Source organism: Streptomyces sp. NPDC085900, from assembly GCF_044540925.1.
Lineage (GTDB): Bacteria > Actinomycetota > Actinomycetes > Streptomycetales > Streptomycetaceae > Streptomyces > Streptomyces gilvifuscus.
Genome location: NZ_JBITSP010000012.1, coordinates 223,473 through 236,429 on the forward strand (window position 1 = coordinate 223,473; position 12,957 = coordinate 236,429).

Here is a 12,957-nt window from a genome sequence, read left to right on the forward strand (position 1 = left end):
CTACGCCAGCAGGCGCGGCGGCGCGAAGCCGTCGTGGCCCTTGCTGCCCACCGTCTGCAGCGCCGTGCCGGTCAACCTCGCGTGGCTGCCGATCAGTTCGATCCCTGCCCGGCTGCCCACCACGTCCGGCGAGGTGCTGCGGTTGTCGGCGACCTGGCGCTGCCGTACGCACAACGCGTCGAACGCGAAGACGCGGTCGGGGAAGCGCGCCAGGACGTACTCGAAGCGGTCGAGCTTGGCGTTGCGGTCCGGGTGACCCCTTCCAGGTGTTGATGGGCTGGAACGTGACGACGCGGCGGGCGAGCAGGCACGGTGACGCCTCGGGGCCGATCCAACCGCGGGAACCGTCAACCCGGTGAACGTATCTGGTCAGGGCACTAGTAGGACTCCGTTAGGTCTTCCTGTCGGGCCTGTTCAGGAGCATGTTGAGCGTGTGGACGCACATGAAGTGAAGCGTGTACGGGCGAAGTTGGCGTTCTTCGTGGCAGACGTATTTGCCTCGGTGCCGCGGAAGGACCAGCGCGCCAAGAGCGACTGCTATCTGCGGGGACTGATGCTGGACGGCCGCCGCAAGTCCATCCAGGCCATGGCCTTGCGGCTGCCGGACGGCAACGAACAGAACTTGCAGCAGTTCGTGAACCAGTCCACGTGGAATCCGGTGCCGGTGCAGCGGCGCATCTGCGAACGGATGCTGCCTCTCATCGACCCGGCAGCGTGGGTGATCGACGACGTGTCGGTTCCCAAGGACGGGATGATGTCGGTCGCCGTGGCCCCGCAGTACTGCGGGGCTCTGGGCAAGCGCGCCAACTGCCAGGTCGCGGTCAGCGTCCACGCCGCCACCGATACGGCCTCCTGCCCGCTGCAATGGCGCCTGTATCTGCCCAAAGAGTGGGCATCGGACACCGACCGCCGGGCGAAAACCCGCGTCCCACCGGAGGCCACGCACCGCGAGAAGTGGCGCTTGGCCCTCGACATGCTCGACACTCTCGCCGACTGGAGCATGACGCCGCCGGTCATAGTGGCCGATGCTGCCTACGGAACCAACGCCCGTCTGCGGGCCGCACTGGCCGAGCGTGGCCTTGCCTACATGCTGGCCGTCCGCGCCGATGTCGTCGCACACCCCTTCGACGCTGAGCCCGTCGCTCCGGCCCGCAACGGGCCCGTCGGCTGCTGGCCCCAGCCCCGCTACCGGGATCTCGCGCCCTCGGTGGCAGCCCTGGCCGCTGGCCTCGGTGCCACGGCGCTCACCTCTGTCACCTGGCGGCACGGCTCGCGCGGCGAGTTACGCTCCCGCTTCGCCGCCCTGCGCGTCCGCCCGGCCGGCAAGGCCGTCGAGCGTCCGATCAAGGCCGCTGCCTCGGCCGAACAGGGCTGGTGGGACGGGGTCCTGCCCGACTGCTGGCTGCTGATCGAGTGGCCCGCCGATGCCGAGGCACCGACCGATTACCGGCTGTCCAACCTGCCGGCCGACACCCCGATCGCTGACCTGGTCCGTCTGGCCAAGGTTCGCTGGCGCATCGAGCACGACTATCGCGAACTCAAGCACGGTTTGGGCCTGGACCACTTCGAGGGCCGCTCCTGGGCAGGCTGGCACCACCACGTCACCCTCGTGACCGCCGCCCATGCCTTCCTCACCGAACAGCGCCTGGCCCCAAAAGTGCTCGCACCGGGCTCACTCTCTACCAGGTCCTCGACACCCTCCAGAATGTCCTGAGGTGCTGGGCCGGCATCTGCACCACCTGCCATCAGCCCCTGCCCAGCAGGACACACACGACGCCAAGATCAAGACAGACCTAACGGAGTCCTACTAGGTAGCGAGACACAAGGAGGGCACTGTGCGCGTCTTCGCCCAGCCCGTCGCCTCTGTCGACTTCCGGCACGGAGGACTGCTGATCACTGGCCATCCTTTGGAGGAACGAGGCGTCCACAGGCGCGCCCTCATACGCGACGAGGGCATGTTGGCGGTCCATGACCTGGAGAGCCTCTTCAACGGAGTTACGGCGCCGCAGATCAGCTTTCGCTCGCCCTGGCCGGGTTGGCGGCGCGGCGTGGACTCAGTGAGTCCTGATCTGAGCTTCGCGGTGTTCAGCGGCCAGCGCGCGATCTGTGCCGTGGAGCCGGATGGAGGTGTCCGCTGGGAGTACGGACATGAGTGCTGGGGATATCGGGAGCACGATCACACGGTCGCCGACCACGTCTGTGCCGGTCTGGAATCCGGATCGGTCCGGGTCTCGGATGACGGGACTCTCGTCTGGGGGCATGTCCGTGGCTTCGAGTACGAGGAGTGGGTGGTACTCGATGCCATCACCGGCAGGGTTGTGGCCAAGACTCCTCTGGACAGCGCCGCAGTCGGCTCCGTACACATCGCCCACCCGGACGGGGAGCACGTGGGACTGAGCATCGGCATGGGTCAGGACGGGTCGATGCTCTACTGGGCGCGATGGGAGAAGGGCAACCTGCACAGCTGGGACATGAACGACGACGACCGCATCCTCGTCGACGTCCACCCCTCGGGTGGCAGGTTCCTGACCCTGGACCACAACTGCGGGGACCTCTCCGTCCATGCTTTCCCTTCGGGAACGGCATTGGCAACCGTCGACGATTCCACCATCCCCCCGCTCCAGCCCGGAGACGCGTACGAGGACTACGAGAATGAAGACGCCGCGTACTGGGACTACTACTGCGGGCACATCGACTCAACGGCAGTCATAGCCTCGACCACCGAGGCCGACGAGGAGCACGGTGAAGGCCGTCACTGGCTGCTTGACTCCGCCACCTTGGAGGTATTGGGGCAGGTGGGCTATCCGTGTCCCCCAGAAGGACCGGCACGGCCCCTTGGTGACGGAACCTGGCTCACCTACAACGCGGATTCCGGCCAGCTGACCCGTTGGGCTCTGCCGTCGTGGACTGGGTCCTTTGCTGGCGTCGCGCGGGTGGCGGAACGCGCCGCAGAGGCTCAGGAAGCGTGAGGATGGGCTCCCAGCTCGACTGGCCGGCCGATGCCGCCTCCCGCCCGCCGCGGCAGGTGTCCCAGCTGCGGGTTCCGGTGAAGTGGCTGTGCACGGCGTGCACGTTCATCGCCCCCACGGGCCTTCGGCTGCCCCGGACCCCGGAGCGTGCCTTCGCCCACCTTCTGCACTGCCCGGCCCGGCGTCCCCTCGCGGTGACGGACTGATCGTATGACCGCGTCCCGGTGGCCAGGGAACCCACCGGGACGCGCCTTCTCCCTGCTCTGCGCAGCAGATCGGAGAGCCTCATGTCGCAGCCCCTGAGTGCCGCCCCGGACGACTGGCAACGTGCGTGGAGCGCGCAACAGGACGCCGCGCTGGTTTCGGCCTTTCCCGGGCTGGAGCGCATGCCGCCTCCCACCGGCTGCTGTGATTCACGCATGCGGGTGGAACGGGCGGGCGAAGCCGCCGGCACCGTGTGCTTCGACGACCACGGCCGGGTGACGATCGACTTCACCGGCATCCCCCAGCAGGCGCTGGGCCATGCTCTTGACACGATCTTCGGTCCGGGATGGTTCGGTGAATGACCCGAAGGTATCGCCGAGGCTCGGCCCGGCATCTACTCATGGGACGACGAAGCCACTTGCGCCGAATACGAAGTCGGCAGCACATGTCGGTGTGGGAGAAGACCGACGGCTGACCCGCCGACCGGTACCGGCGGGTCGGCCGTCCGTGCCCGGTCCACCGGCCGGCTTCCCCGGACCCGGTTCAGGCCGTACCGCCGAGGTCGTTGGCGCGGGCGACGAAGCGGGCGGCGCCGCCTGTCACCTCGTAGAGGAACTCGCCGCTGTCCTCGGCCGCCTCGAAGAACTGGGAGTCCGGATCGTAGCGGACGCTGCGGGTGATGCCCTGCCAGGGGCGGCGCAGGAGTTCGGAGCGCAGGGCGGCGCGGGCCTCGTCACCTGCGGCGGTCAGGCCACGGACGGCGAAGCGTACGGCGTCGTAGGCCTCGGCCGCCCAGGGAGCGGGGGCGGCGCCGTAGCGGTCGCGGTGGGCGGCGGCGAACGTCGCGGTGCGCGGATCGACGGCGGCGTCCGTGTACGCCGTGCCCACCCGCCAGCCCTCGGCCGCCGCGAGGAACCGGTCGCCGAGCACATGCTCGGCGGCCACCCGCGTACCCCGGTGCCCCGCCTCCCGCAGCGCGCGGGCACAGGCGGCGGCGCGGTCGGGGCGTACGCCCGCGAAGAGGACCGCGTCGTCGGGGCGGGCGGCGATGCGCCGGGCGGTCGCGGTGAAGTTCCGGCCGGCGGGGACCTCCTCGAGCGTGATGTCGCCGGCGAGCTTCCCGTAGACGGTGACGATCCGGACCGTCGGCAGTGTGTCCGCGCCATCGGTCCGGTCGTGGACGACCACCGTGCGGGAAGGTCTCGCCACCCGGTTCAGGTAGCGCAGGATCGCGGGTGGCCCGGCGGTTCTCGTGGAGCGCAGCAGCAGCGTGGTGGTCTCGTTGACGCCGTCCAACTCGTCGGTGTCGGCGCGGGTGACCAGCAGAGTCACCTGGCCCCGGGTGCACACGGGGACGGCCGCCGGCACGGTGGCGTTCGTTCCGGCGCCGATCACCACGGTCACGTCCGGGTCGGCGGCCAGCGCGGTGGCGGTGGCGGCGGATCTCCGGGCGGTGCCGCCGTCGTCGGCCGTGCGCAGGGCGAGGGTGAAGGGCCGGGAGGGGTCCTGGTTGTGCTGGTCGACGGCGAGGCGGGCGCCGCGCTCGTGGGCCGTGAACGCGGGGTCGGACCGGTCTCCCAGCAGGGCTACCACCCGCCGGGGACGCCGAGCGGAACCGGCCGGAGCGGAGGAGGCGGGGCGGCCCCACCGCCACCACCAGGTGCCCGCGCCGGCCGCCGAGACGCCGAGGACCGCGCCCGAGGCGGCCAGCAGACGCCGACGGGTGGTGGGTGCCCCCGAGGCAGAGCCCGTCGCGTCGCCCCGCGTCCCGGCGTCGGACCTCCTCGCGTCGGACCTCTTTGCTTCCGGCCCCTCGGCGTCCGGCCCCTCGGCATGCGCGGGAGGGCCGTCGGCGACGGTGGCGTCCGGCACCGGCAGGTCGAGGACCCGCGCGGCCCTGGCGGCGACCAGCGCGGGCAGCCCCTCCGGCAGCCAGACCCGCTCGTCGAACGGTCCCAGCCTGTTGCGGAGTTCGGCGATGTCCGGCCGCTGTTCCGGGTCCTTGGACAGACAGGGCCGTACGATCCCGGCGAGTCCGTCGGGCAGGCCATCCAGGTCGGGTTCCTCGTGCACGGTCCGGTACAGCACGCCCGCGGCCCCGCCGGAGCCGAACAAAGGCCGGCCGGTGGCCGCGTGCGCGAGGACACAGCCCAGGGAGAACACGTCGCTCGGCGGGCCGACGGTGCGCCCGCGTGCCTGCTCCGGCGAGAGGTAGCCGGGAGAGCCGATGACGGACCCGTCCGCGGTGAGCGCGGTCGCCCCGACCGCACGGGCGATCCCGAAGTCGATCAGCCGCGGCCCGTCGGCGGCGAGCAGGATGTTCCCCGGTTTCACGTCACGGTGGACCAGTCCGCAGGCGTGCACCCCTTCGAGGGCCTCCGCCAGCGCGGCGCCCAGCGAGAACAGCTCCGCCTCGGGCCAGGGTCCGTGCCGGGCGACCGCCTCCGCGAGGGAGGGACCGGGCACGTAGGCGGTGGCCAGCCACGGGGAGCGGGCCTCGGCGTCGGCCGCGACGACGGGCACGGTCCAGCGACCCGTCAGTCGCGCCGCGAGTTCCGCCTCCCGCCGGAAGCGGGCCCGGAAGCCGGGGTCGTCGGCGTGCTCGGAGCGGATCGACTTCAGCGCGCACCAGGTCCCGAGCGGGGAGCGCGCCAGGTAGACCACGCCCATGCCGCCCGCGCCGAGTCTGCCCACCAGCCGGTACCCGCCGATAACGGACGGATCGGAGGACAGGAGCCGTTCCATGCCGTGCGCCCTCCGATTCCGCCTCAGCCCTGGGCCTTGCTCGCGCGGTGCAGATCCCCGATCGAGCCCACCTGCCGGAAGCGCCCGTCGTGGACCACGTGCACGAAGGTGCTCTCCTCCCAGCCGTCCGAACCTGCCTGGTACTGGTGGTAGTCACCGAAGGCGTAGGTCTTCGCGATGCCCCGGTACCTGGCCTTCGCCAGCCGCTCGCCGAGTTCGGCCCGCACCGGGTGCCGGCCCGCCGCGGCCGGCACCGTGCGGGCGAACTCGGTGAGCAGCATCCGTACCGTGTCGTACGCCTCGGCGGCGTGCGGCTCCGGCACGGCGCCGTAGCGCCTGCGCCAGGCGGCGGTGAAGTCGCGTGCCCTCGTCGACGTCAGTGCGGAGGCGTCCACGGAGGAGTCGACCACGTACCAGCCCTCGCCCGCGGCGCCCGCCAGGCGCGGGAAGTCCGAGCCGTACAGCAGGTGCTGCATCCAGCGCGGGCCCCGGAAACCGGCCGCGGCCAGGTCCCGGGACGCGCGGACCGTGGCGTCCAGCGGGCCCAGATAGGCGAAGGCGCTGACGTCGGACGTGAGCAGTGAACGCACCGTCGCCGGGCCGTCGCCTGTGTCCTCCGCCACGACCCTGGGCACGACCGCGCCGCCGAGGGTGTCCCGCCACTGGCTGACCAGCAGGCTGCCCTGGTCCTGGACGGCGGTGCCGCCGGACCGGTCGAGGACCACGCCGATCCGGCCCGGCTGCTTGGTCAGCAGGGCGTGCAACCCGATCAGGCCGCCGAGCACGGTGTGCGGAGTACCGGTCTGGAAGGTCGACGTGGGCGAGGTGACGAAGTAGTCCTGCTGGCCCGTGGTGCTGGAGACGTTGGTCAGTCCGGCCTGTCCGTAGACGGCCGACGCCGTCCGCATCGGAATCTCGCCGACCGGCCCGAACACGGCGACCACAGGGCGGTCCGCGGTGAAACGTCCGGCGACCTGCTGGGCGCTCGCCGCGTCGCCGCCGTCGCGTAGGACCCGCACCTCCAGGTCGTAGGCGCGGCCGGCGGCGGCGTTGTGCTGGGCGACCGCGAGCCGGGCAGCGCGCTCGCAAGGCCGACTGAAGAGGGCCGCGGAGGCGCCCGCCGTGCTGTGCACGCCCAGGACGTAGACGGGACGAGTGGCGGTCGGGGTCTTCCTCCCGTCGTCGCGGGTGGCGAGCAGTGCGGCGGCCGTCCCGCCGCCCGCGGCCAGCACCAGGGCCCCGCCGGCCAGCAGCAGCCGACGGCGTCCCGGACGGCGAGCGGCGTCCTCGGGGCCGCCGTCCGTCTCCGGGCGGGTTGCGCCGGACTCGTCGAGGGCCGTCGGCTCGATCTCGGGCAACGCGAGCCCTTCGGCGGAGCGTACGGCGATCATGCGGGCGACCGCGTCGGGAAGCCAGCCGCCCCCGTCCGACCCGTCCTCGGGCCCGGCGAGCAGGCGCCGCAGTTCCTCGGCGGTCGGTCTCACCGTCGGGTCCTTGGCCAGGCAGCGGGCCACGAGGGCACGCGGTCCGTCCTCTATCCCGTCGAGGACGGGTTCGTCGTGGACGGTGCGGTAGAGCATGGCCTCCGGCTCGCCGGTGCCGAAGGGCAGGCGGCCGGTCAGCGCGTAGGTCAGGACACCGCCCAGCGCGAAGACGTCGCTCGGGGGGCCGGCCGGTTCGCCGCGGGCCTGCTCTGGGGCGAGGAAACCGGGGGTGCCGACCACCAGGCCGGAGGCGGTCAGGGCCGTGTCGTCCTCGGCGCGGGCGACACCGAAGTCGATCAGCCGCGGCCCGTCCAGGGCCAGCAGCACGTTGCCCGGTTTGACGTCCCGGTGGACGAGTCCGGCCGCGTGCAGGCCCGCGAGGGCCTCGGCCAGCAACCGGCCCAGGGTCCCCGCGGCGGACGACGGCAGGGGGCCGTGCGCGCCGACCGCCTCGACGAGCGAGGGCCCGGGGACGAACGCGGTCGCGAGCCAGGGCTCGTCCGCCTCGGCGTCCGCGCCGAGTACCGGCACCACCCAGGGGCTCTCCACCCGCTGAGCCAACTCGGCCTCCCGCGCGAAGCGGGCCCGGAAGGCGGGGTCCCCGGCGCTCCCGCCCCGGATCACCTTGACCGCGGCGAGCGTCCCGGCCTCGTCGCGGCCCAGGTAGACCACGCCCATACCGCCCGCGCCGAGCCGTCGCAGCAGCCGGAACCCGGCGATGCGGGAGGGGTCGGAGGGCCTCAGCGGTTCGCTCATCGCGTGCCCTCCGTACCGACGCCGGCCGCCGTGGAGGCGCCCGCGCCCGCCGTCGCGCCCGCGTGGTTCCCGTACCGGCGGTCGATCCCGGCGGCGGTCAGGCCCACCCCCTGCCCCACGTTCCCGGAGACCTCGGTGTTCTCGTCCTTGCCGCGGCCCGCGCCGACACGGTCCGTGGCGGCCACCGTGACCGGACCGAGCCGTAACTTGTACCAGTCGAAGGGAAGGGCCCCTTTCTCGCCGTCCACGAGGTACTCCCCGCTCTCCGTCAGGTCGTCGTCGGCGATGGAGTTGCGCGCCTCGGAGAAGGGATCGGCGCGTGAGTACAGGCCGCGCACCCGTTCCGTGTCGCTCAACTGCTGCTGCGGACAGCGCAGCGCCTCCTCCAGGGACACAGCCATGTCACGGCGTGCCGAGACGGTGTCCCTGTGCACGGTGATGGTCAACGCCACGTGCACCGGCCCCTTGCCGCCGTGCGCGGGGAGGACGAACCTCCTGGTGAGACTGGCCAGTGCGGTGGCGGGCAGCGGCCGGCGGTGCCACACGCAGTCCTGTCCGAGCACGGCCCACTCGGCGGGATCGCTCTCGTACGGCACGTCCTTGCGGAACCCGGTGCCGAAGTAGTCCGGCCGTACGGTGATCCCGCGCACGAAGGCGATCGCCTCAGCGCGGGTCCGGGGTGCCCGGCCCTCGGCCACCGTGTAGGGCTCGTCGGTGGCGGGGGCGGAAGCCGAGGAGGAGGGCCCCGGACCGGCCTCGGCGCCCGTGTTCCGCGCCACTTTCGGCGTCCCGCCGGCCGATGCGTTCCCGTCCGCCCCAGGCGTGCATCCCGCCAGCAGCAGCGTCCCCGCCGCCACGGCCAGGACCGGTCTCCACTCCGCCATCCCAGCTCCCCGTCCGTATGGCTGTTCCCCTTGGAGGCAGTGTGACCCACCAAGGCACATGCCGACACCAACTGGAGCTGCCTGGAACGGAGTTGGCACATACCCGATGCCACAGCGGCCTTGTGCATGTCGTACGTCAAGGTGAACGACGCTGTGGCTGTGCCGGGCGAGCTCCAGCAGACACTAGGTGTATTGACCTGAAGCGTTGTTCACGCGGCTGATCGGTGGGTGGCCACCGAGTGCGGTGTGGCAGCGGTGGTGGTTGTAGGTGTGCAAGAAGTCTGACAGGGCTTCGGTGCGTTCACCGTTACCGGTGTAGGGCCGCAGGTAGGCCCACTCGTCGAGCAGGGTGCGGTTGAAGCGTTCGACCTTGGCCAGGTCTCCTTCACCCAGCCGGTGACGGCTTCCTCGTTGCGCTCCACTGCGGGGCGAGCGGGGACCTGGTGGCTGAAGCCGTGCCGGTGGAGCATCTGCGCGATGGCTGAGAGCGTCATGCTCTTGTGGAACCGGCGCCCGATCAGCGTCTTGATCCGTGCCAGCGTCCAGGCCTGGTCCGGCCAGCCGTGCGCCACCGGACCCTTGACCAACTCCTGCTCGAGCACCGCGAACAGTGCCTCGCTCAGCTTGGGCCTGGATGCGGGCCCCTTCGACTCCAGGCCGGATGTCCCGCCGTGCTTCCACGCCTGACGCCATCGTTGTACCGACCGCACGCTGACACGTAACTGCTTGGCGACCGCCCGGTTGTCATCTCCCCGGGCGAATAGCTCGGCCGCCTGCATCCGGATGTGCTGGCGAAACGCCCGTCGCTCCGCGGTCAGCCCGCCCCCTTGCGGATACCTCATACGACCGGCCTACCGCCAAAGCCGTCGCTTGTCAGCCCCGCGACATCACGCCAGCAAGGTCAGTAGCGGAGCGGGAGAGGAAGTTCGGGGCGACGGGGGTCAGGTTGAAATCTCCGCGACGGGCGGACCAAGGGCGGCGGCTCGTTCGCAGACTCGCTCTTCGCTGTGCACGCCGCGCTTGATAAAACAGGCCGATCCGGAAACCCGCGCCACGTCCACGGCGCGGCAGCGGCCGTTGGATGCGTCGCCGGTTTTCCTGGCGTTCCAGTACATGTGCCCAAGCTCACCTCGGCAGGAGTGACAAGTCGGAAACAGTCCAGGGTGGTTGACCGTTCATTCATACGTGGCTGCGGAGGGGACAGTGTCCCCGGGCCTTACCTCCGGCCCCTGGGGACGATCGTTCGGCTGAAGCCCCATGGAGCATCCCGCCGAGAGGCGACCGCCCTCCGCACGCCACCACATACGGCCTCGGCTGGTCACCCCCGTCCAGCCGGGGCCTTCCCTATACGCCTGCCCCCCTGTGAGCCGCCGCCCTGCACTGGTTGTGGCCACCCGACGGAATGCGCTGACCTGCTGAAACGCGACCCTCGCCGGTTGGTGATCCCGAGTAGAGGTGTGGAGATTCCCGGCGAACCGCCGTACGCCGACGTGTGACTGAGCGCGCCAGTTGGCCACGCTGTGCATCACGGTTGGACGCAAGGTGTAGAAGCTGGATCACGGCATGAGGGTGCATTGCTCGGGCATCAGGATTTGACCGTGCCCCGATGCGACAACGCACCTCGACCCACCACAACCAAGAAGTGCTGGTCGACCGGCTCAGCGACGGACGCGGTAGCGGATGTGGGTGGCCTCCGGCGTGTCGATCACCCGGATGATCTCCAACTCGATCTGCGACGGCAAGACGTCGAACAGGCGACGGCCATCACCGAGCAGCACCGGGATCCCAGCTCTCGCCGGAAGAAAGCTGGGCAGCCGGGCAGAGTGGCCGTGCTGTCATGGCATGTGGCTCCTGGTCTTCCCCCCCTCGAAGACCAGGAGCCATCAACCGTGTGTCCAGCAGTGGGACCCGCACCACGCCCGCTTCGGGGGACTCGGCATCACCCCCCGCTTGCTGGTCTCCGCCGTCGACACCAACCGTGCCCGCGCCGAACTGCAGACCCGGTACGCGCCCAAGATGCTCTCCGCGAGCACCCTGGATCTGCACGCGGAAGCCCTGCGTGTCGGGCCGCCCGGCATCAGCGCCTGTCTGCGCTGCTACAACCCGCCCGAAGCCGTCACCGGTGGTGACGAACTGCGCGAGCGCACCCGGGCCGGCGGCACGGCGGCCGTGCGGGCCCTGGCGGCCGAGGCGGGTGTCGCGGAGGCCGATGACCGGCGGTGGCTGGGCTGCGGCGAGATGGGGAACCCGGCTCCTGAACTCACTTGGCCGGCAGGCCAGCTCCCAGCTGGCCCAGTTCGCGGTGGGCTTCACCTCCGTCTCGCAGCCGAAACCGTCAAAGCCCACCTGTACCAGCCGCTGCGAGCCGCAGCCCCCAGCACAACAACATGACCTTCCAGTTCCTCAAGCCCACAGCCGGCATCAACGCCACCAACCCCTGGCCCGCGACCCGCACTGCCCCGCGTGCGCACCCACGCACCCCGTGATGCCCACCTGGCAGCGCCGCAGCGCGGACTATCTCGCACAAGAGCCGCCGCGAGCCCACAGCAGCAGCCAGGGCCCTCCCTCCCGCCCTGGGTAAGGAGCCGACCTCGCGGCATGCGGCCGCGGCGCAGTGGCGTTGCCGGTCAGCGGACACGCCCTCAGGCCGGCTCGTGTCGCGTCAGGCCAGCCGCGTTGCTCCATGAACCGGTGGTGTACCATCCGTTCGCATCCGGCCAGACGGTGTCCGCGCCCATGTCCCGGGCGAGTTCCAGGAGCTCTCGCTCGGGCTTTGCGGGCAGGAGAATGGCCTTGCGCAGGACGCCTGGCGTGTGGCGGGTGTAGTGGGCGAGCTGCCCGATGGCCATGCGGACGTCGTCGGTGGTGTTGCGGCCCGCCTTGGCCTCGATGAGCAGATTGAGGTGGGCGATCCAGGTGTCGGTGAACATCGGAGCGCAGTCGGCCGTATGCCGGATCGCGAGCCGATGGACCGCGTAGCCCTGGCTGATTATGTAGCGCTCGAAAGCCTTCGACAACCGGGTTTCGGGGCGTTCACCGGCCAAGGAGCGTTCCCGGACGTCGCGGCACAGCAGATCGCACCGCTCTACGCGGCGCACATCGATCCGGTGGGGATCGCCAGGCGGCAGGAGCTGGCCCGGCTGGTGCGTGACGCTGTCGATGCTGCGCAGCCGGAAGAGGGGATACTGCACCGGGGCTCCGCGGGGACCTTCAGCCGTCACTTCTCCGGCGATGCCGTCGAGCATGAAGGAGTCGACGAACCTCCACATCCGATCCGTCCGACGGCGCGGTGCTTGCAGGAGCTGGAGTCGCCGGCCGCTGGTCCACGCTCTCTCAATCGCCTTGTTCCCGGGGCAGGACTCCCAGCCCCCCGTGTCGAGACGGGTGGCCCCGGGATAGTAGTAGAAGCCGTCCTCCCGCCATCCGCCGCCGGGCACGAAGCCGGCGTCGAACAGAAAGATATGGCTGCTCCTGCCCGCAAGGGCAATACCCGATATCCGTGAGCCGCCGTAGCGCTCATGCAGCGTCGCGCGTGACGTGAAATCACCCTGCGTGTAGATCCACCGGTCCGTCGCACCCACAGTGTGCATCTCGAGTAACTCTCCCCGTGATCCTGAGCGTTCTCAGCACGGCAAGGCTAATCGGCACCACTGACACGTCGGCAGCCTGTAGCGTTGAGTTGGGCGGGAGAGGTGATCCGGCCTTCTCGAACCTGCGGGCCCCGGACTTCGCCTCACATCCCAGGACCGCGGCCCAGGCAAAGGGCTCAAACCAATCCGGCCGCCCCGACCGTCTTCCATTCCGCGGCGACACACGGCGTCGCGAGCCGCGGTACTCCGTCGTGCACTGCGCCCGCGGGCATATGGCCCATTCCCGGGGCACAAGCGGCCCTGCCGCCAATCAGCCGTCGCAAGC

General features: G+C 70.8%; 10 protein-coding genes and 4 pseudogenes. 5 read left to right on the forward strand and 9 right to left on the reverse strand.

Features of this window, described 5'->3' with window-relative positions:
- Positions 1-168: pseudogene (locus tag ACIGDI_RS34370) on the reverse strand (methyltransferase); the annotation flags it as partial.
- A gap of 9 nt (positions 169-177) precedes the next feature.
- A pseudogene (locus tag ACIGDI_RS34375) lies at positions 178-373 on the reverse strand (IS630 family transposase); the annotation flags it as partial.
- 60 nt (positions 374-433) lie between these two features.
- On the opposite strand from ACIGDI_RS34375, the gene ACIGDI_RS34380 reads away from it, so the two are divergent.
- The 4 genes from ACIGDI_RS34380 (at position 434) to ACIGDI_RS34395 (ending at position 3,535) form a co-directional block, all read left to right on the forward strand.
- Entirely contained in the window at positions 434-1,714 is a 1,281-nt protein-coding gene (locus ACIGDI_RS34380) for an IS701 family transposase (protein ID WP_399905053.1), read from the forward strand.
- 121 nt (positions 1,715-1,835) lie between these two features.
- Positions 1,836-2,969, forward strand: a complete 1,134-nt coding sequence (locus ACIGDI_RS34385) for a hypothetical protein (RefSeq protein ID WP_399905056.1) — start codon at positions 1,836-1,838, stop codon at positions 2,967-2,969.
- A 2-nt stretch (positions 2,970-2,971) separates the two neighbouring features.
- Positions 2,972-3,175 (forward strand): hypothetical protein, encoded by a 204-nt coding sequence (locus ACIGDI_RS34390; RefSeq protein ID WP_399905059.1) that lies wholly within the window; start codon positions 2,972-2,974, stop codon positions 3,173-3,175.
- A gap of 81 nt (positions 3,176-3,256) precedes the next feature.
- Positions 3,257-3,535: a hypothetical protein gene (locus ACIGDI_RS34395; RefSeq protein ID WP_399905062.1), complete on the forward strand. Its 279-nt coding sequence runs from the start codon at positions 3,257-3,259 to the stop codon at positions 3,533-3,535.
- Positions 3,536-3,716: 181 nt separating this feature from the next.
- Here the strand turns inward: ACIGDI_RS34395 and ACIGDI_RS34400 are convergent, their stop codons facing one another.
- The 6 genes and pseudogenes from ACIGDI_RS34400 to ACIGDI_RS34425 form a co-directional block, all read right to left on the reverse strand.
- Positions 3,717-5,918 carry an ABC transporter substrate-binding protein gene (locus tag ACIGDI_RS34400; RefSeq protein ID WP_399905064.1) on the reverse strand — a complete coding sequence of 734 codons (2,202 nt, stop codon included), beginning with the start codon at positions 5,916-5,918 and terminating at the stop codon, positions 3,717-3,719.
- Positions 5,919-5,941: 23 nt separating this feature from the next.
- Positions 5,942-8,158 (reverse strand): bifunctional serine/threonine-protein kinase/ABC transporter substrate-binding protein, encoded by a 2,217-nt coding sequence (locus tag ACIGDI_RS34405; RefSeq protein ID WP_399905067.1) that lies wholly within the window; start codon positions 8,156-8,158, stop codon positions 5,942-5,944.
- On the reverse strand, positions 8,155-9,042 hold the full coding sequence (locus ACIGDI_RS34410; protein ID WP_399905069.1) for a hypothetical protein: 888 nt from the start codon (positions 9,040-9,042) through the stop codon (positions 8,155-8,157). The genes ACIGDI_RS34405 and ACIGDI_RS34410 overlap by 4 nt, the downstream gene beginning before the upstream one ends.
- Positions 9,043-9,225: 183 nt before the next feature.
- Positions 9,226-9,414: pseudogene (locus ACIGDI_RS34415) on the reverse strand (integrase core domain-containing protein); the annotation flags it as partial.
- Positions 9,411-9,884 (reverse strand): annotated as a pseudogene (locus ACIGDI_RS34420) (transposase); the annotation flags it as partial. The pseudogenes ACIGDI_RS34420 and ACIGDI_RS34415, both read right to left, overlap by 4 nt.
- A gap of 99 nt (positions 9,885-9,983) precedes the next feature.
- A complete protein-coding gene (locus tag ACIGDI_RS34425; RefSeq protein ID WP_399905071.1) occupies positions 9,984-10,157 on the reverse strand; it encodes a hypothetical protein in 174 nt (57 codons plus the stop codon).
- 835 nt (positions 10,158-10,992) lie between these two features.
- Between ACIGDI_RS34425 and ACIGDI_RS34430 the strand changes: the two genes are divergently transcribed.
- Entirely contained in the window at positions 10,993-11,433 is a 441-nt protein-coding gene (locus ACIGDI_RS34430) for a hypothetical protein (protein ID WP_399905074.1), read from the forward strand.
- Positions 11,434-11,684: 251 nt separating this feature from the next.
- On the opposite strand, the gene ACIGDI_RS34435 is transcribed toward ACIGDI_RS34430, so the two are convergent.
- Positions 11,685-12,623: a hypothetical protein gene (locus tag ACIGDI_RS34435; RefSeq protein ID WP_399905077.1), complete on the reverse strand. Its 939-nt coding sequence runs from the start codon at positions 12,621-12,623 to the stop codon at positions 11,685-11,687.
- Positions 12,624-12,957 lie beyond the last annotated feature (334 nt).

Bases quoted from the DNA above. Each gene is read 5' to 3' on its own strand.
- ACIGDI_RS34395 (WP_399905062.1), top strand. From the start codon at position 3,257: ATGTCGCAGCCCCTGAGTGCCGCCCCGGACGACTGGCAACGTGCGTGG.
- ACIGDI_RS34400 (WP_399905064.1), bottom strand. From the start codon at position 5,918: ATGGAACGGCTCCTGTCCTCCGATCCGTCCGTTATCGGCGGGTACCGG.
- ACIGDI_RS34425 (WP_399905071.1), bottom strand. From the start codon at position 10,157: ATGTACTGGAACGCCAGGAAAACCGGCGACGCATCCAACGGCCGCTGC.
- ACIGDI_RS34410 (WP_399905069.1), bottom strand. From the start codon at position 9,042: ATGGCGGAGTGGAGACCGGTCCTGGCCGTGGCGGCGGGGACGCTGCTG.
- ACIGDI_RS34390 (WP_399905059.1), top strand. From the start codon at position 2,972: ATGGGCTCCCAGCTCGACTGGCCGGCCGATGCCGCCTCCCGCCCGCCG.
- ACIGDI_RS34405 (WP_399905067.1), bottom strand. From the start codon at position 8,158: ATGAGCGAACCGCTGAGGCCCTCCGACCCCTCCCGCATCGCCGGGTTC.